This is a genomic window from Mucilaginibacter aquariorum (genome assembly GCF_024498135.1).
GTDB lineage: Bacteria > Bacteroidota > Bacteroidia > Sphingobacteriales > Sphingobacteriaceae > Mucilaginibacter > Mucilaginibacter aquariorum.
This window is the reverse complement of sequence record NZ_JANHOH010000003.1, coordinates 44,003-61,717: the sequence shown is the minus strand read 5'-3', so window position 1 is coordinate 61,717 and position 17,715 is coordinate 44,003. Positions and strand designations below refer to the sequence as shown.

The window sequence follows — 17,715 nt, the reverse complement described above, 5'->3', positions numbered from 1 at the left end:
AATCCGCTCATTCGCCGCGGGAGGGCTGTTACTTTGTCTTGATACAAAGTAACCAAAAATCAAGACAAAAAAATCCTTCCCCGCACAGGCCTTTACCCATCGGCCCCGGTTTTTTGTCGGCCCACCGCTCTTCGTTACTTGCTTATCTGTAAATCTTAAAAATCCCCTAATCCCCATCACATTTTCCTTTGCGCTTTTTCCCAAACAGAGCTTTGCTTTGTGGTGAAATAGCGGATAATACCAGCTAAAACGGCGTAGTTCATTACGCAGAAGTAGTAGGGGATAAAGAGGGCTTTAATGCGGATGTGGCGTTTTTCCATGATAAAACCGAGTATGGCTAACAGGTAAAACAGCACTTGCCCGGCAAACAGTAACTCGTAAAACCAACCTTTGCCTGCAAAGGCCAGGGCCAGGTTTGTGATGAATGCCAGTATTAGGAAGAAAGGTGTAACCGTCCACCTTAAAACGCGGTGACTTACATATTGAAATGATAGTACCGGGAATTTAAAAGGCAACAATAGGCTTTTTAAACGCAGGATAGACTGGATACCACCAGCCGCTATCCTGATCTTGCGTTTCAGTTCTTCAGATACATTTTCTGATGCGGTTTCCAGCGCGTATGCTTCCGGTTCGTAAATAATGCGGTAACCCTGAGCGGCTATCAGCATAGATATCATAAAATCGTCCAGTACAGTATCAGCAGGTACATCCTGGTAAAGGGTACGCTTTACACTAAATAGTTCGCCCGCGGCACCCACTACAGAATATAGCTCAGAATCCCATTTTTTTAAGGCCGATTCATATTTCCAGTAAAAACCCTCGCCTGCAGCGCTGGCATCGGCATTAACATCAATTTGTACCCGCTTTTCACCAGCCACAGCACCTACTGTTTTATCACTGTAGTGGCGGCAAATGCGGGTTATAGCCTCGGGGTTCAAAAAAGTATTAGCATCGGTAAATACAACCACTTCGGTATCTACATACTCCATTGCACGATGCACGGCGGCAATTTTACCGGCGCGTTCGGGGCGGTGCAGTAATTGGATCTGTGGGTATTCGCCAATTATTTCGGCTGTCCTGTCAGATGAACCATCGGTTACAAAAACAAATTTAAGCTTACCCGCAGGATAATTTAATTGCAGACTATTGGCTATTTTCTGGCTTATAAAATGCTCTTCGTTATAAGCCGCCACAACCAGCGTACAGGTAGGCAGATCATCATCACTAACAACCGGGATAACAGGTTTGCCTTTAATTGCCCGCTTTATTTTAATAACAAAATACAGCAGAAAGCCATAACCAACAAAGGTATAAAATGCTATAAAGAGGCTTATCCAAAGGGTTATGATCATGAAACTTTGTTAATGGTATAGCCTAATTCGGTACTATGTTTACTATGGGTTATGTTCCACCAAACAGCACGGAAAAGTATGCCGATGAAGTTATATTTCTTCTCTTTAATGTACCTGATTAAGTTCCGTGGAACCACCATCAGCACAAAATAAATATAAAATACAAAGGCTTTAAAAGCAGGCGCGTTATGGCGGATGAACAGTATGCGATTACGATTCATAAAGTATTCTTTAAACGGGCTGTTCTTACCCACAGTCATTGATTCTTTGTGGTAAATAACGGCGTCTCCGCGTACCCAAGCCTGGTACCCGGCTTTGTTGATGCGTTCGCCCCAGTCAACTTCCTCGTAATAAATAAAGAAGTTATCGGCCATTAAGCCGGCTTTCTCGCAGGTTTCTTTTTTCACCATCATGGCACCACCATGGCAGTAACCGGTTTGGCCAAGCAGGTTATCATACTGGCCAACATCTTTCTCGTTTTTACCAACAGCCTGGTTGCGGCAAGTGTAATAATCTACCAATGTAAAACCTACATATTGGATAATGCTTCTATCGAAATCATACACCAGCTTTGGCGATATAATGCCAACCTGCGGATGTGTATCTAAAATATCTACCAGCTTTTTCACTAAGCCGGGCGAAAATTCGGTATCATTATTCACCAGGAAATAATAATCGCCTGTGGCTTGGGCAATACCTATATTGTTACCGCCAGAGAAACCCAAATTGTTCTCTGACCGTATAAATTTAACATTGGGATATTTGCTTGTCCACAACGGGATAGGATTTACGGTGCTGCCATTATCAACAACAATTACCTCTAAATTTTCGTAAGTATTTGTTTCGGCAATTGATATTAGAAGCTCTTCTGTAATTTTATCCTGATTAAAGTTGATGGTGACAACAGATACCTTTTTCATGCAGTATATTTATAGAATATTTAAACGGCATAATATTAATAAAAGTTAAGCATTATAATCATTTAAAACTTTGAAGGATAAACAACTTGTTGATAATGCCGAATTACTGGAGCTAAAAGCCGAGGAATTAATGGTTTTGCTCCGAAAGGGAGGGGTTGATGCAAAACGGGTAAAGGCTATACAACAGAAGATAAATAAGGCCATTGACGAAACATCGCTGCCAAAAAGTATTGAGGCTTTTAAAGAATTAGATGCCGACCGTGATAGGGTGGAGCTGTTGAATGATTTTGAAATGCTTTTATCCCAACATCAATTAGATAGTGAAGTATCTCAAAAATACCTTGGTCACGAACGGGTTAAAAAGCTGGTGGTTGTAATTATTGGTATTGTTATGATAACCCTGGGTATGGCCATGATCATAATGCCGGCACCACCGTATTTTGAAATGTTTACCATATTTTATTTTAATGATAACGATGGTGTAACCCTTATGGACTTAATAGCATTGCTTATTGTATTTACAGGTGTATATTTGTTTTTAAGCGCTCTGTTAAAAAAACGAACCGCTTAATATCCATGGCCACATCAAAAAAAATACTTTTAGTTGATGATAATCCCCTTGTTTTAGAAATGATGGGGCGGGCTTTAAATAAAGAAGGGTTTTATTGCATGAAAGCAATTTCGGCAGATGCGGCTACGGAATTATTGAAGCAGGAGCGACCGGACATTATCCTCTCAGATTATCACATGCCCGATGTTGATGGTTTCTCTTTCAGGCAAAACCTTATCGCGATACCCGAGTATAAAGATATCCCCTTTATGTTCCTTACATCAGAGGAAGATAATGACCTGATGCTGAAAGGCATAAACCTGGAAGCTGTAGATTATATATTGAAAGATACACCGCTACCTGTAGTGGTATCTAAAATAAACAATTTTTTAAGCACCGTACGTGAGCAGCACGAACGCACACTAAAGGAATTAAGTGTTGCGGCTATGGCCCTTAACCTGCATTCGGTGCCGCAAAAGCTGCCGGTTATAAACGGCTTCGAGGTCGATTTTTGGCACAGATCTTATCAGAACTATCCCGGTGGAGATTTTATAGATTTTATAACCATTGATGAACGTTACACATTTATAGTGCTGGGCGATGTAATGGGTAAAAAATGGGGCGCCTGGTATTTCTCGTTCGGTTTTTTAAGTTATATACGGGCGGCAGTGCGTATTTGCATCTCGGAAGGTAACTTTTCTACCAAAAATATCCTGCAAAAAATAAACGACGTGGTTTATCATGACCCGGTGGTGAACGATGTGCTGTCGAGCCTTTCACTGGTGATGTTAGATGCCGCGGAGTCAGTAATCACCTATTCCGGTGCCGGCGACTTGCCATTGCTTTATTACAATAGCGTGGATGGTAATTTACAGCAAATAGGCTCATCGGGCATGTTGCTGGGTATGTTGCAAGATGGCGACTTTGATGAGGTAACACTTAAACTGAATGCCGGTGACAGGTTTTTTATGTTTACAGATGGCATAATAGATTTTGAAGGTACCAGTGGAAAGAAAACCGATTATAATACTTTTGTAGAAGCCGTTACCCCATATTTAAACCGGCCTTTTTCCGAATTTAAACGGAGTGATTTTTTGCAGGAAAAAACAACAGACCATATAGACGATTGCAGCTTAATATATTTACAAAAAACAATTTGAATGATATTAGAAACCAACATTTACAACAAAGCTTTAATAGCTGATATACAGGTAAAAGAGGCAAATTTAACCGTGTCTGACAATTTTAAGAACGAGATGGCCGCGCTAATAGATAAAGGCAACAAATACATTATTGTGAATTTTGAAAAAGTAATGTATGTTGATAGTTCCTTTTTAGGGGCATTGGTTTCTTCTCTTAAATATGCCATAGCCAATAAAGCCGAAATTGATGTAGCGGGCTTAAATAAAGATGTAGCCGGTTTGTTTCAATTGATTAGGCTCAATAAGGCATTTAACATACATGCCTCGGCAGTTGAAGCGGCGATTAATAAAAGCTAATAATATGCCTGATAGCAGTTCTAAAAAGTTTGTATTTAATAACGATGCCGATGGCTTATACCCATTAGTGCTGGCGGTTATTGAGCACGTAAGGCAAAGCATACAGATTGATGAAAGCACGGAATTTAAACTGAAAATGATTTTGGTTGAGTTACTCACCAACTCTTTAAAACACTCCGGGCAAGATAAAACAGTACTTAAAATAGGAACAGCGGGCAATAAGATCAACATCAGAAAAACAGATACCGGGAATGGTTTAGCTGTGCGCTGCGGTGAAAACCTGTTGGAGTGGCCATTACCCGGCAGGCACCATACCGATGAAATAATTACTATTTACGGTGATAGCAGTGCAATTTTGAAAGCAAAATTGCATAACAATTGCCGCTTGCGGTTTTTTATTGAAGAGACCGAAGAAACAAACCCGGTTAACATTAGCAGCCTTGCCGAGCATTTTGGTTTAATGATAATTACCCGTGCCTGCGATACATTTGATTACGAATTTGATATTGATACCTGCACCAACCATTTTACGGTTACCTTTTAGCGGCCATTAACCCACTTTACTTCATCTTTCCTGTAATTACAATTATTGCAATAAAAACACATTGTTTTATTTTTATAAATGCAACTTTGATGCAATAATAAAAATTGAAAATCTAAATCAATAACAGTTGTAATTTTTAACACTTAAACTATTTATTTATGGGACACATAGCATACGACGTTGTGATAATAGGAGGAAGTTATGCCGGTTTATCAGCCGCCATGACTTTGGGTAGATCGGTACGTAATGTGCTGGTTATAGATAACGGGCAACCTTGCAATAAAACAGCACCACAGGCTCATAATTTGATCACCCACGATGGCGAAACACCTGCTGCCATCGCTGCCAAAGCCCGAGAGCAGCTTGCTCTTTACAAAACGGTTGAACTTATCGTAGATGATGTAACAGCCGTTGTACAAAATGAAGGATATTTTGAAATAATTATGGCAAATGCCAGGACTGTTAAAGCGAAAAAGATCTTGTTTGCCACAGGTATAAAGGATATAATGCCCGATATGCCCGGTTTTGCTGATTGTTGGGGAGTATCTGTTATTCATTGTCCGTATTGCCATGGCTATGAAGTATACGGACAAAAGTTGGCCGTTTTTGGTAATGGCGATGAAGGGTTTGAATATGCAAAACTCATTAGCAATTGGAGCAAAGATATAACCCTGTTCACCAGTGGCACTTCCACGCTTAGTGCGGAACAGCAGCAACAGTTGCGGAAACACCATATTAATATTGTTGAAACAAAAGTTGCTGGTATAAACCACAATAATGGCCATGTACAAAACATAGAATTAACCAATGGTAATAACTATCCTGTTGATGCAATATTTTCGCGTGTGCCATTTGAGCAACATACAAACATCCCACAGCAATTAGGTTGCATTATCGATGCCGCGGGGCGTATAGAGGTTGATGGTTTTGGAGCTACATCGGTACCAGGCGTATATGCCGCGGGCGACAACAGCTCGCCGATGAGAGGTTTAGCCAATGCCATGGCAACTGGCCTGATGGCGGGCGTCATTATCAATAAAACGCTGATAGACGAGGAATTTTAACTGCTCTGTTTTTGATTAAGCCGCCGATTGTGCTATTTTTAAACATCAATTAGGCATAAATGACTTTGAATTTTTGGATACGAAACCGATCCGTAATACTTTATGGCTCATCGCTGGCTGTTTTATTATTTTTAATGAAATGGCTGGAGTGGCGTTTTATTATCATTGACCATGCACTTGAACTTTATGCCGGGGCGTTGGCTATTATATTTACCTTACTGGGTATTTGGCTGGCTATTAAACTTACCCGGCCAAAAACTAATACCATAATTGTAGAAAAGGAAGTATTTGTAAAAAGCGACGAGTTTGTTTTGGATGATAAGGAACTTACGCGCGTTGGCCTGAGCAAACGCGAACTGGAGGTATTACAGTTAATGGCGCAAGGCTTAAGTAACCACCAAATTGCCGAGCATTTGTTTGTATCATTAAATACCATAAAAACACACTCATCTAAAGTATTTGAAAAATTGGAGGTACAGCGGCGTACACAAGCGGTTGATAAGGCCAAAAAGTTGTGCCTGATACCCTAACCTCCTCATTCTTTAGTATGAAAAATCCTAACTTATATCAAAATCACCCTAAAGTATGAACGGAAAATGGGTACGATAGTTCAATTTTGAGGTATAAACATTAAATTAAATCGCAATGAAAAAGAATGTAATTGTATTTGGACTCATCTCCGGGCTTATTGTATCTGTCTTGATGATCATCGGCATGGCATGGTGCTATGAGAGCGGTAACCACAGTATGATATTGGGCTATGCCTCAATGTTACTTGCGTTTTCGCTTATTTTTGTTGGCATTAAAAACTATCGCGATAAGTACAATAATGGTGTTATCAGTTTTGGTAAGGCATTTAAAATAGGCTTATACATATCCCTCATTGCTTCAACTATGTATGTGTTGGCATGGCTGGTAGATTATTACCTGTTCATGCCCGATTTTATGGACAAGTATGCAGCACATGAAATTCAGAAGGCACAAAGCAGCGGTGCAAGTGCCGCTGATATTGCTGCTCAGGTAAAAGAGATAAGCTCTATGAAAAGTATGTACAGTTCCTTTATATGGGTTGTGCTGTTTACCTATTTGGAAATATTACCTGTAGGGCTGATCGTGTCTGTTATTACCGCACTTATACTAAAACGTAAAGCAAAAAACGATAACGTAGTTGTTGCTTAATTTATATATGTGATTATACCGGATTTAATTTCGCTGTAAAGTCAGCCATCCTTACTATATTTGTAATAATTATGGATGATTTTAAAAGCATTGGTACGCATTTAAAAAGCTTATTGGACGATCTGGTTATTAATCTGCATACTCAGCTTAACAATGCCGGCTTCCCGGAAATACGACCATCGCATGGCTATATTTTCCAATATATAAATGAAGAAGGCTCTCGTATTACCGAACTGGCCGGGCACGCCAAAATAACCAAGCAATCTATGAGCGCGTTAGTTTACCAATTAGAGGATTGGGGTTATTTAAAACGGGCGGCCGATAGCAGGGATAAGAGAGGGGTTTTGTTTTTTCTGACTGATAAAGGCATATCCTTGCAAAACATGAGCCGGCAAATAAATTACGATTTTGAACGCCAATGGGAAAGCAGGTTGGGGATTGCTAACTATCAAAAATTTCGCGAAAATCTGCAGAAGCTCTGCATCTCGTTAAAATAAGAAAAGCCTGTGTAGCTACACAGGCTTTTTTTGCCTAAATAAATTACCATTTATCTAAGCCCAGTAACTTTTTACCTAATGGCGAAAGTTCTGCAACCGGGTTCTTTTTCTCCCGTTCCATTGGGTCGCCGGGGAAAGCATAGCCTTGCATGGCTTCGCGGCTTTGCCAGCTGTTTATGCGCCATTGTCTTAGTTCTTCGTTCTCTTCCTGCGCAGGCATCATAGAAATATATTGTGCAATGCGAACCTTATTGCCACTTGTATTTGCACGTATACCATGCGGTTCAAGGCTGTTAAATATCAAAAGGTCGCCGGCTTCCAATTTTACCTTTTCAATTTTAAAACCTGTGGTATCGGGTTTGTAATGGTCCCGGTCGTCAGGTTGTGTTAGTTTCCAGGTATCGTAAGTACGGTACAGTTCAGGCACACATTGAAAGCCGCCCATAGTTTCATCGGTTTGGTCGGCCAGTGCCAGTACGCCCTGCACGTTCTGCGGTTTAGTTTCGGGGTCATAATCCCAATGGATAAATCCTTTGTACTCAAAGCCGGGCCTAAGAGGGAAGTTAAGATTGGCACGATCAATAGTTACCCATAGCTTTTCTGTTCCCCAAACATCAGCAAAAGCCTTATGCACTTTTGGAAACTGGCGGTTATTCCACATAAACTGGTGGTTGTATATCTCTACCATGCCGGTATTATTCAGTTCGGCCATTTGCATTTGCGCATTGGGCTTTTTATACCAGCTTTCTATATCGTTAGCATCTTTGCCCTCATATTCCCAAAGGTAATTGGCCAATTTTTCCACCTGTTTTTTGGGGACGGCGTTTTTGATGATCACATAGCCATTATCCACCCAAAATTTCCAATCGGCCTCGCTTAGTACCTGCAGCGGCTTACCATTACTACGGTCGTTAAGTTTTATTTGGCTTGATGTTGCGGTTGAAGGGTTACCCGGTATAACTTTATGTGCTTCATTAGCTTTCATGGCCGGTGTCATAGTTTCTGTTCTCATAATTTTGTTGGTTTGATAATTCAAAGGTACAGCAGGTAATAAACCTCAATATTCTGCATAATGACCAATATTTGCTCTGTATTGATTTTATTTATAGATTTATATGTTGTATTAAATCAACAGGGCGATGGATAAGATACAATTAGAGCGGATAGAGTTTGAGCCGGGTAAATCTTTTAAGCTTTTCTCGCCACGGTTACGCAACACCTTTCTGTGGCACTATCACCCCGAGTTTGAGCTGGTATACGTAGAAGCCGATGCAGGTATTCGTCATGTGGGCTCGCATATATCCGGATATACTCAAAGCGATCTGGTATTCATCGGCAGTAACCTTCCCCATCTTAATTTTGATTACCGCCTCAGAAGCGATTATCACCAGATAGTGATACAGCTTCGTACCGATTTTTTGGGTGCTGCTATTGGTACATCGCCCGAGTTTGCGGCTATACACCGTTTATTTAAACAAGCCGACCATGGTATTGCCTTTAGCGGTGAAACAAAGGCCAGGGTAGTAGAACGGCTAAAACAGCTAAATGGCTTAAGTTCTTACAAGCAGTTGATGGAACTGATAGATATTTTTAACCTGCTTGCCCATTCATCAGATACCGAAATCTTGAATACAGACCAAAGCAGTAAAGAATTTATTTTAAAGGATAAGATAAGAATGGGGGCCATTTATGAATATATAGATGCCAACTATCACCAAAAGCCCGATGTTAATGTGGTTGCCGCCAAAGTACACTTAACCACTGCCGCTTTTTGTCGCTACTTTAAAAGGCAAACCAACATGACGTTTACCGATTTTGTAAACCAGTACAGAATAGAGCGTGCCAAGAACCTGATAATGCAGGGAAGCAATATTACAGAAACCTGTTATGCTATTGGTTTTGAGAGCTTATCCTATTTTAATAAACTGTTTAATAAAATAGTTGGGAAAAATCCCTCCGTATTTAAAAGCGACTGGCTCAATGCGTTAAAAAAGAGTTGATTAGTTGATTCAAATAGTAAGGGAATATCTATTGGGGCGCTTTATAACTAAAACCGTAACCAGGTAATTTGAAATGAGATTTCGTATAAGAGGTTCACAAATTGCCCCTTTATATCTGGACTAAAGCGTTTATATTTATTGGACTATATAACTTATTAGCAGAATTATAAAATTTGAAGTATCACTATAAAATAGTTTCATTCATAATTTAAACTCCTAAAAATGTCCATTTCAGAAGTTGTTTTTCAACGCGAATTAACGCTTAATTCAGATGAGTTTATTGATGTGCTAAGCCGCAGCACATTGGGCGAGCGCAGGCCAATTGATGATGCCGACCGTATACAAGCTATGCTGCAAAATGCCAACCTGATAGTAACCGCCCGTATAGATGGTAAACTGGTGGGGGTGTCAAGGGCATTAACCGACTTTGGTTTCTGCACCTATCTGTCAGATCTGGCTGTTGACGAAGCCTATCAAAAAATGGGTATTGGTGTGCGTTTAATTGCCGAAACAAAAAAGCACTCGCCACAAGCCAAGTTAATATTGCTTGCTGCACCTGCCGCAGTAAACTATTATCCCAAAACTGGGATGACCAATTTTACGCATTGTTTCCTGTTGGATAATGTGAACGATCTTGTTATAAAAAATAAGTAAAATACGAATAAACCTAACCTACTAAAGCCGCTTTGATCAGCGGCTTTTTTCTTTTACGAACCGGCGTGCGGCGGTATAAAATGCTGAGATTAAGCAGGCCGTAATCCGCAGTATAAAATTTATATTTATCTTGGTTCACCCAACCAATTATAAATGAAGAAAATTATCGGTCTGCCGCTTATGGCTGCTGTACTTGTATTAGCCTGTGCCTGTAACCAAAAAAAAGATTACAGATCATGGCCTCAGTATAAAGGTTCTAACGAGAATATCCATTATTCATCATTAACAGAGGTAGATACTACCAATGTTAAACAGTTGCAGGTAGCCTGGACATATCATACCCGCGATGCCGACTCGGCTAACCACTCACAAATACAATGTAACCCCATCGTAGTTGACGGTACCATGTACGGCACTACTCCAAAAATGAAATTGTTTGCCATTGATGCCGCTACAGGTAAAGAGAAATGGCAGTTTAACCCCTTTGATTCGCTGGCTAAGGATAAGCGCATGTTCTTTATCATGAATAACTCAAGGGGCGTTGCCTATTGGGGCAATGAGGATGATAAAAGGATTTTCTACACCGCGGGGTCATACCTGTATTGTATTAACGCTACTACCGGTAAAACAGTTAACAGCTTTGGCGATAAGGGCAAACTTGACCTGCATGACGGACTTGGGCGGGATGTAAAAGACCTTTTTGTTACCGCCTCATCTCCACCCATTATTTATAACGATATATTAATTACAGGTACAAGGGTAGATGAAGGCCAGCATGCTGCCCCGGGCCATATCCGGGCTTATAATGTGCGTACAGGGAAGCAGCTTTGGATCTTTCATACTATACCTTACCCCGGCGAAGACGGGTATGAATCATGGGACGACCCCAACGCTTATAAATTTATAGGCGGTGCAAATGTATGGAGCGGCTTTAGTATGGATGTAAAACGGGGAATTGTTTACGGCTGTACCGGGTCTGCCTCTTACGATTGGTATGGCGGCAAACGTTTAGGTAATAACCTGTATGCTGATTGCCTGTTAGCTTTAGATGCAAAAAGCGGGAAACTAATTTGGCACTTTCAGGATGTGCACCATGATGTTTGGGATAGGGATATTCCATCGGCACCAGCATTGGTAACTATTAAAAAGGACGGCATAGATATCGATGCGGTGGCTATCACCACAAAATCGGGCTTTGTGTTTACCTTTAATAGGGACACAGGTTTGCCTGTTTATGATATTTTAGAAAAACCTGTACCAACCTTTACCGATCTGGTAGGCGAGAAACTTTCACCCACACAACCCTATCCAACCCTGCCTGCACCTTTTATGAGGCAGCTGATGACAGAAAAAGAGATAAACCCATATCTGCCTGATTCCTCCAAACAACAAGTATTAAAAGCGTTAAGAAGCTATAAAAACGACCATATGTTTAACGCGCCGTCGTTACAAGGCACTGTAGTTTTTCCCGGTTTAGATGGTGGCGCAGAATGGGGCGGCCCATCATATGATCCGGAAACCGGCATTTTATACATAAACGCTAACCAAATGGCATGGGTGATACAAGCTATTCCTATTCAAACTAAAGCCGCCGCTAACGAAACTAATTTGGAGGCAGGTCAACGTTTGTTCAAGGCCAGTTGTATGACCTGCCATGGTGTGGATCGTAAAGGCTCGGGTACATTCCCGTCCCTTATTAATATCAACAAAAAATACTCTACCGCCTCGTTTGATACCCTGCTGCAATCGGGCAGGAGGATGATGCCGGCCTTCAGACAGTTAAAAGCCGTTGAGCGTAAAGCTATTGCATCGTTTATTTTAAATGTTAAAGCAGAACAGCATAAGCCGTTTGTAGATGCAGATAGCCATAAAGATGATCCGTTTAAAGTGCCTTATTCAATTGTGGGTTATAACAAATTCCTAAGCAAAGAGGGATATCCGGCTATATCACCACCCTGGGGTACATTGAATGCCATCGACCTGAATACCGGCAAATATGTATGGAAACAAACCCTGGGTAATGATCCGGAGTTTCCGCATGGTAAAGAGCAATCGGGCACCGAAAATTATGGGGCATCGGTTATTACTAAAGGCGGCTTGCTCTTTATAGCGGCTACCAAAGATGGTAAGTTCCGGGCATTTAATAAAAAGACCGGTAAATTGCTTTGGGAGGTTACATTGCCCGCACCGGGTTATGCAACCCCTTCTATTTATGAAATTAGTGGTAAACAATATATTGTAATTGCCTGTGGTGGCGGTAAGATGAATACCAGATCGGGCGATAGCTTTGTGGCTTTTGCATTGCCTAATTGATGATCATATGAAAAAATTAGTCTCGCTCGCTATTTTTATCGCGATAGCACAAATAGCCCCGGCGCAGTTTAGTGTTAGTGCGGATAAGCACTACATCCTAAAAGCCGGTAAACCATTTTTTTGGATGGGGGATACCGCATGGGAACTTTTCCATCGCCTAAACCGCGAGGACGCTGATAAATACCTAAAAAAACGCAGCGAACAGGGCTTTACTCTTGTACAGGCGGTGGCATTGGCCGAGATGGATGGTATCCGCGACCCAAACGCTTATGGTGATAAGCCATTGATCAATGAAGACCTGACCAAACCGAATGAAAAGTACTTTGAGCATGTAGATTATATTATTAATAAAGCTGCTGAGTATGGCATCAGCATAGGTTTACTGCCTACATGGGGAGATAAGCTCAACGCCAGCACCTGGGGTAAAGGCCCCGAGATATTGAATGAACAAAATGCGGCTATTTATGCAACCTGGCTGGCAAAACGTTATAAGAACAAAACAAACATCATCTGGATCTTAGGGGGCGACCGCCAGCCCCGCGACGAGAAGGATATTGCCGTTTGGCGCGCTATGGGTAAGGCAATTATGAAGGTTACTGATAATAAAGCTGTAATTACCTATCATTGCCAGCCAAATGAGTTAGGATCGGCAGAGTGGTTCAGGAACGAGGACTGGTTTACCTTTAATATGTTCCAGACCGGCCATTGCCGGGATGTGCCTGTTTACGACAGGATAAATGCTTCGTACAACACCATACCCACAAAACCCACTATTGATGGCGAACCTATTTACGAAGACCACCCCGTTTGCTTTAATGTAAAAGATCTGGGTACTTCAAGTGCTTATGATGTAAGAAAATCTGCCTATCTGGATTTGCTTTCGGGGGCGTTTGGGCATACTTATGGCTGCCACGATATCTGGCAGATGTATTCGCTCAAACACGAACCGGTTAATGGTCCGCACATGTTTTGGTACGAAGCTGTAGACCTGCCCGGAGCAAATCAAATGCGCTATGTACACAAGCTAATGGAATCGCACCCCATGCTGGATAGGATACCCGACCAATCGGCCGTATTGGAAGGAAATAACAGCCCCGCTGAACGTGTACAGGCTGCCCGTGGTAAAGATTACCTGTTTGTATATTCTGCTGCCGGGAAACCTTTTACCGTGGTGGCTAACAAGATATCCGGCACAAACCTAAATGCTTACTGGTATAACCCGCGCGATGGAAAAACAGAGGACATCGGTACTGTATCAAACAAACAGAACAACAAATTCACACCACCATCAAATGGTTATGGGCAGGATTGGGTTTTGGTTTTAGATGATGCCGCTAAACAATATCAGAAATTATAAATATTTGATTGTGAAATTTTTAACCTGCTTTATATTAAGTGGATTTGTAAGCTTTTGCTGCTTCGCACAAAAGGCAGCTAAGCTCGATTATACCATTGCGCCATGGTTCAATAACAAAAAGGCCGCGGTAACGCTCACATTTGATGATGGCCTTCGCGGTCAATTTTATGTAGCGTTGCCATTGCTAATGCAGCATGGTTTTAAATCTACGTTTTTTGTTACCGTTAAAACCATTGACAGCCAGCTGCAAAACTGGGATCTGGTGAACAAGGCAGCATTAGCAGGCAATGAGATAGCCAACCACTGTATTACGCATCCGCATTTTAAAAATATACCGCTTGATAGCATCACTATTGAAAGCATAGGATCTAACAAATTGATAAACGATTATGTGCCCTCGCAAAAGGTTATAACTCATGCTTATCCCTTTGGCGAAGGCGGCGGTAATACCGAAAAGGACAAAGGTATCAGGCAAACTATAAGCAAATTGTTTATAGGGACGAGGGCCACGCAAAACAAACCTTATGCCTACAATAAATACGATTTTGCCAAAACGAACGATGATTATTACAACGTTAACAGCGCAATGATTGCCGATTCTGCCTCCATGACTGATTTTGGCAAATACATTGACCAGACCATTGCAGATGGCGGCTGGTTCTGCCCAACATATCATGGTATTGCCGATGGTTGGATCATTACCCCCGAAGCTGTATTTAAAGAACATTTGGCCGAATTGGAGCAACGTAAAACCGACCTATGGATAGCGCCATTTAAAAATGTGATACAATACCATAAAGAGCGTAACTGTGCTAAACTAACTGTAATTAGCCGCACCACTAAAAGTTGGGAGTTATCCCTTACAGATACGCTAAGTAACAGCAAAGATTTTGACCAGCCTTTAACTATTAACCTGAATACAAATGGGCATAAGATTAAAAGCATTATGCAGAACGGCAAGCGAACTGATTTTGTGATGGATAAAAGAAAAGTAGTATTTAACGCCATACCCGGTAGTGATAAAATAGTATTATGTTTTAACCAACTTAAACATCAACAAAAAAGTAAATCCTGAACGTTTTAACAAAACAGATTGAACCTTTCAACAAAGCTGTAACTTCTTGTACAGCCTACCTTTGTTTTAAACAAATAACAATTAAAACAATGACAAAAGTTTGGTTTATAACAGGCAGCTCCCGCGGATTGGGACGCAGCTTAACAGAGGCAGTACTTGCAAAAGGCGAAAAAGTAGCGGCCACAGCCCGTAATACCGATAAATTAAAAGATCTGGTAGAGAAGTATCCCGACCAGATCTTCCCAATATCGCTGGATGTTACCCAACACGATGAGGTGTACCAGGCCGTTGCAGATACAGTCGATCATTTTGGCAGGATAGATGTATTGGTAAATAATGCTGGTTTTGGTATTACAGGAGCTGTAGAAGCTTTTACCGATGAGCAGGTCCGCAGTCAGCTGGAAACAAATTTATACGCACCAATTGAAATAACCCGTGCGGTATTACCTTATATGCGTAAACAACGTTCGGGGCATATTTTGCAGATAAGCTCGATAGGTGGCCGCGTAGGTAGTGGTGGCGTAACTATTTATCAGGCAGCTAAGTTTGGTTTAAGCGGCTTTAGTGAAGGATTGGCTATTGAGGTAGCATCTTTTGGTATCAAGGTGACTTGTATTGAGCCCGGTGGTTTCCGTACAGATTGGGCCGGCGACTCAATGGATTATGCCCGCGAAATTGAAGGTTATGATACGGTTAATCAAAGGGCTAATTTCTTTAAAAGCGGCAGTTTTACTCCAATGGGCGACCCTGATAAAGCGGCAAAAGTGATGATAGACATTGTTGAACAGCCAGAGCCACCATTACATTTGCTATTAGGCAGCGAGGCAGTGGCAATTGTAAAATACTCTGAAGCAGCAAAATTAGCCGAGTTGGAAAAATGGGAATCGGTGAGTATTTCAACAGATCATGACGATGCCGAAAATTTCCTGGAATCAGAACAAGGAAAAAGGTATCTCACCCTGAAAAAATAATATTTAAAAGAAATGTTTTTATTTTGTCCAATATTGTAAAAGCCGATCGTCATTAGGTTTTAACAATTAAAATTTAACAAAATGAAAGATTTCTTATTTGTTTTCAGAAACGACTTCGAAAATATCCCTAAAGGATCCCCCGAAGAATTGCAGGCTTTAACAAAAAAATGGATGGATTGGGTTGGCGGTATTGCTGCTCAAAACAAATTAAGCGACCGGGGTAGCAGTTTAGCAAGCGGCGGCAAAGTTGTAAGGCCAAACAATGTAGTTACAGATGGCCCATACACCGAAATTAAGGAGCTAATTGGCGGCTACACCATTGTTAAAGCCGATTCAATTGACGAAGCTGTTGAACTGGCAAGCGGTTGCCCTGTTTTTAATTACGGTGGCAACGTTGAGGTGCGCGAAATAAACGTAATGTAAGGGCCATAGGTAATAGTTAAAATAACCCAAAAGCCTTTGTGAATTTACAAGGGCTTTTGGCTTTATTATGGAGCAACAAGAATTAATACCACATTTATTCAGAACCGAGTACAGGAAAATAACCGCTGTGCTGTGTAAGCTTTTTGGCATCTCGCATATAGAGATCGCCGAAGATATTGCAAGCGATACATTCCTGTTGGCATCTGAAACATGGGGGCATAAAGGCTTGCCGGAAAACCCGGTTGCCTGGCTTTATAAAGTTGCCTCAAATAAAGCTAAAGACTATTTTAAGCGCGATGCACTATTTCATCAAAAAATAGTTGCTCAAATAAGCAATTCGTTTGCCACCAGCACCGGCGAAATAGAGATAGACCTGTCCGAAAAAAACATTGTGGACAGCCAGTTGCAAATGATGTTCGCTATTTGCCATCCTGCCATACCGGTTAATGCGCAGATAGGTTTATCCCTGCGGATACTTTGCGGTTTTGGTATTGAGGAAATTGCCGATGCCTTTTTAACCAATAAAGAAACCATCAACAAGCGGTTATTTAGGGCTAAAGAAACTCTGCGGACAGAGAAGGTGAAAATTGAATTTCCAAATAAGCAGGAAATAAATAAACGCCTCGAAATTGTATTGATAACCCTGTATCTTCTTTTTAACGAGGGGTATTACTCTTCCAGCCAGAATATTACCCTGCGGCAGGACCTTTGTTTGGAAGCCATGCGTTTAACGCATCTGCTTATCGAGAATCCCTCTACTGATGAACCTTCGGTAAATGCATTAATGTCTTTAATGTGTTTTCATGCTTCAAGGTTTGAAGCCCGGACGGATAAAAACGGCGATACTGTTTTATACCAGGATCAGAATACGGATCTGTGGAACAAAGAGTTAATAAACAAGGGGATGGATTATCTGAGCCAGGCATCCCGTGGAGACGAAATATCAAAATACCATTTAGAAGCTAATATTGCTTACTGGCATACAATAAAAGAAGATACCGGGCAGAAATGGGAGAGCATTTTACAGTTGTATAATCAATTATTGCAAATAGAATATTCGCCCATGGCGGCACTGAACCGTACCTACGCGCTATCAAAAGCTAATGGAAAGCCAGAAGCAATTATAGCCGCCGAAAAATTAAAACTTGTAGATAACCACCTTTTTCACTCCCTTTTAGGCGAGCTTTATACAAATATTGATAACGTTAAAGCCTTGATGCATTTTAAAGATGCATTAAAATTGGCCAAATCGGCAGCTGATAAAACTATTATATCAAATAAAATAGGTGAACTAAGTGTTCAATCAAACTGAAAAAC

At 41.1% G+C, this 17,715-nt stretch carries 19 protein-coding genes; 16 read left to right on the top strand and 3 right to left on the bottom strand.

Features of this window, described 5'->3' with window-relative positions; genetic code table 11:
* Positions 1-176: 176 nt before the first annotated feature.
* On the bottom strand, positions 177-1,352 hold the full coding sequence (locus tag NPE20_RS15310; RefSeq protein ID WP_256539553.1) for a glycosyltransferase family 2 protein: 1,176 nt from the start codon (positions 1,350-1,352) through the stop codon (positions 177-179).
* Entirely contained in the window at positions 1,349-2,272 is a 924-nt protein-coding gene (locus tag NPE20_RS15305; protein ID WP_256539552.1) for a glycosyltransferase family 2 protein, read from the bottom strand. Before NPE20_RS15305 ends, NPE20_RS15310 begins: the two co-directional genes overlap by 4 nt.
* Positions 2,273-2,342: 70 nt before the next feature.
* Between NPE20_RS15305 and NPE20_RS15300 the strand changes: the two genes are divergently transcribed.
* The 8 genes from NPE20_RS15300 to NPE20_RS15265 all read left to right on the top strand — a co-directional run bounded on the left by NPE20_RS15300 (position 2,343) and on the right by NPE20_RS15265 (position 7,605).
* Positions 2,343-2,843, top strand: coding sequence for a hypothetical protein (locus NPE20_RS15300; RefSeq protein ID WP_256539551.1), 501 nt, complete (start codon positions 2,343-2,345; stop codon positions 2,841-2,843).
* A gap of 5 nt (positions 2,844-2,848) precedes the next feature.
* Entirely contained in the window at positions 2,849-3,982 is a 1,134-nt protein-coding gene (locus NPE20_RS15295; RefSeq protein WP_256539550.1) for a fused response regulator/phosphatase, read from the top strand.
* The gene (locus NPE20_RS15290; protein WP_256539549.1) at positions 3,983-4,321 is read left to right on the top strand and encodes an STAS domain-containing protein; all 339 of its coding nucleotides are present in this window, start codon (positions 3,983-3,985) and stop codon (positions 4,319-4,321) included.
* A 4-nt stretch (positions 4,322-4,325) separates the two neighbouring features.
* The gene (locus NPE20_RS15285) at positions 4,326-4,865 is read left to right on the top strand and encodes an ATP-binding protein (protein ID WP_256539548.1); all 540 of its coding nucleotides are present in this window, start codon (positions 4,326-4,328) and stop codon (positions 4,863-4,865) included.
* Between the two features lie 158 nt (positions 4,866-5,023).
* Positions 5,024-5,929 (top strand): NAD(P)/FAD-dependent oxidoreductase, encoded by a 906-nt coding sequence (locus NPE20_RS15280; protein ID WP_256539547.1) that lies wholly within the window; start codon positions 5,024-5,026, stop codon positions 5,927-5,929.
* A gap of 59 nt (positions 5,930-5,988) precedes the next feature.
* The gene (locus NPE20_RS26860; RefSeq protein WP_290427205.1) at positions 5,989-6,459 is read left to right on the top strand and encodes a helix-turn-helix transcriptional regulator; all 471 of its coding nucleotides are present in this window, start codon (positions 5,989-5,991) and stop codon (positions 6,457-6,459) included.
* A gap of 115 nt (positions 6,460-6,574) precedes the next feature.
* A complete protein-coding gene (locus tag NPE20_RS15270; protein ID WP_256539546.1) occupies positions 6,575-7,108 on the top strand; it encodes a DUF4199 domain-containing protein in 534 nt (177 codons plus the stop codon).
* A 71-nt stretch (positions 7,109-7,179) separates the two neighbouring features.
* A complete protein-coding gene (locus NPE20_RS15265) occupies positions 7,180-7,605 on the top strand; it encodes a MarR family winged helix-turn-helix transcriptional regulator (RefSeq protein ID WP_256539545.1) in 426 nt (141 codons plus the stop codon).
* A 43-nt stretch (positions 7,606-7,648) separates the two neighbouring features.
* Here NPE20_RS15265 and NPE20_RS15260 read toward each other — a convergent pair whose 3' ends face one another.
* A complete protein-coding gene (locus NPE20_RS15260; protein ID WP_256539544.1) occupies positions 7,649-8,617 on the bottom strand; it encodes a phytanoyl-CoA dioxygenase family protein in 969 nt (322 codons plus the stop codon).
* Positions 8,618-8,744: 127 nt separating this feature from the next.
* Between NPE20_RS15260 and NPE20_RS15255 the strand changes: the two genes are divergently transcribed.
* The 8 genes from NPE20_RS15255 to NPE20_RS15220 all read left to right on the top strand — a co-directional run bounded on the left by NPE20_RS15255 (position 8,745) and on the right by NPE20_RS15220 (position 17,710).
* Positions 8,745-9,605, top strand: coding sequence for a helix-turn-helix domain-containing protein (locus NPE20_RS15255; RefSeq protein ID WP_256539543.1), 861 nt, complete (start codon positions 8,745-8,747; stop codon positions 9,603-9,605).
* 222 nt (positions 9,606-9,827) lie between these two features.
* Entirely contained in the window at positions 9,828-10,259 is a 432-nt protein-coding gene (locus tag NPE20_RS15250; RefSeq protein ID WP_256539542.1) for a GNAT family N-acetyltransferase, read from the top strand.
* Positions 10,260-10,412: 153 nt separating this feature from the next.
* A complete protein-coding gene (locus NPE20_RS15245; protein WP_256539541.1) occupies positions 10,413-12,572 on the top strand; it encodes an outer membrane protein assembly factor BamB family protein in 2,160 nt (719 codons plus the stop codon).
* Positions 12,573-12,579: 7 nt separating this feature from the next.
* Positions 12,580-13,929, top strand: a complete 1,350-nt coding sequence (locus tag NPE20_RS15240; RefSeq protein ID WP_256539540.1) for a glycoside hydrolase family 140 protein — start codon at positions 12,580-12,582, stop codon at positions 13,927-13,929.
* 10 nt (positions 13,930-13,939) lie between these two features.
* On the top strand, positions 13,940-15,004 hold the full coding sequence (locus NPE20_RS15235; protein ID WP_256539539.1) for a polysaccharide deacetylase family protein: 1,065 nt from the start codon (positions 13,940-13,942) through the stop codon (positions 15,002-15,004).
* A gap of 89 nt (positions 15,005-15,093) precedes the next feature.
* On the top strand, positions 15,094-15,975 hold the full coding sequence (locus tag NPE20_RS15230) for an oxidoreductase (RefSeq protein ID WP_256539538.1): 882 nt from the start codon (positions 15,094-15,096) through the stop codon (positions 15,973-15,975).
* An 81-nt stretch (positions 15,976-16,056) separates the two neighbouring features.
* Complete coding sequence (locus tag NPE20_RS15225) at positions 16,057-16,398, top strand: YciI family protein (RefSeq protein ID WP_256539537.1); 342 nt, start codon at positions 16,057-16,059, stop codon at positions 16,396-16,398.
* 67 nt (positions 16,399-16,465) lie between these two features.
* Entirely contained in the window at positions 16,466-17,710 is a 1,245-nt protein-coding gene (locus tag NPE20_RS15220) for an RNA polymerase sigma factor (protein ID WP_256539536.1), read from the top strand.
* The last annotated feature ends 5 nt before the right edge of the window (positions 17,711-17,715 follow it).

Bases quoted from the DNA above. Each gene is read 5' to 3' on its own strand.
- NPE20_RS15310 (WP_256539553.1), bottom strand. From the start codon at position 1,352: ATGATCATAACCCTTTGGATAAGCCTCTTTATAGCATTTTATACCTTT.
- NPE20_RS15305 (WP_256539552.1), bottom strand. From the start codon at position 2,272: ATGAAAAAGGTATCTGTTGTCACCATCAACTTTAATCAGGATAAAATT.
- NPE20_RS15295 (WP_256539550.1), top strand. From the start codon at position 2,849: ATGGCCACATCAAAAAAAATACTTTTAGTTGATGATAATCCCCTTGTT.
- NPE20_RS15290 (WP_256539549.1), top strand. From the start codon at position 3,983: ATGATATTAGAAACCAACATTTACAACAAAGCTTTAATAGCTGATATA.
- NPE20_RS15285 (WP_256539548.1), top strand. From the start codon at position 4,326: ATGCCTGATAGCAGTTCTAAAAAGTTTGTATTTAATAACGATGCCGAT.
- NPE20_RS15280 (WP_256539547.1), top strand. From the start codon at position 5,024: ATGGGACACATAGCATACGACGTTGTGATAATAGGAGGAAGTTATGCC.
- NPE20_RS26860 (WP_290427205.1), top strand. From the start codon at position 5,989: ATGACTTTGAATTTTTGGATACGAAACCGATCCGTAATACTTTATGGC.
- NPE20_RS15270 (WP_256539546.1), top strand. From the start codon at position 6,575: ATGAAAAAGAATGTAATTGTATTTGGACTCATCTCCGGGCTTATTGTA.
- NPE20_RS15265 (WP_256539545.1), top strand. From the start codon at position 7,180: ATGGATGATTTTAAAAGCATTGGTACGCATTTAAAAAGCTTATTGGAC.
- NPE20_RS15260 (WP_256539544.1), bottom strand. From the start codon at position 8,617: ATGAGAACAGAAACTATGACACCGGCCATGAAAGCTAATGAAGCACAT.
- NPE20_RS15255 (WP_256539543.1), top strand. From the start codon at position 8,745: ATGGATAAGATACAATTAGAGCGGATAGAGTTTGAGCCGGGTAAATCT.
- NPE20_RS15250 (WP_256539542.1), top strand. From the start codon at position 9,828: ATGTCCATTTCAGAAGTTGTTTTTCAACGCGAATTAACGCTTAATTCA.
- NPE20_RS15245 (WP_256539541.1), top strand. From the start codon at position 10,413: ATGAAGAAAATTATCGGTCTGCCGCTTATGGCTGCTGTACTTGTATTA.
- NPE20_RS15240 (WP_256539540.1), top strand. From the start codon at position 12,580: ATGAAAAAATTAGTCTCGCTCGCTATTTTTATCGCGATAGCACAAATA.
- NPE20_RS15230 (WP_256539538.1), top strand. From the start codon at position 15,094: ATGACAAAAGTTTGGTTTATAACAGGCAGCTCCCGCGGATTGGGACGC.
- NPE20_RS15225 (WP_256539537.1), top strand. From the start codon at position 16,057: ATGAAAGATTTCTTATTTGTTTTCAGAAACGACTTCGAAAATATCCCT.
- NPE20_RS15220 (WP_256539536.1), top strand. From the start codon at position 16,466: ATGGAGCAACAAGAATTAATACCACATTTATTCAGAACCGAGTACAGG.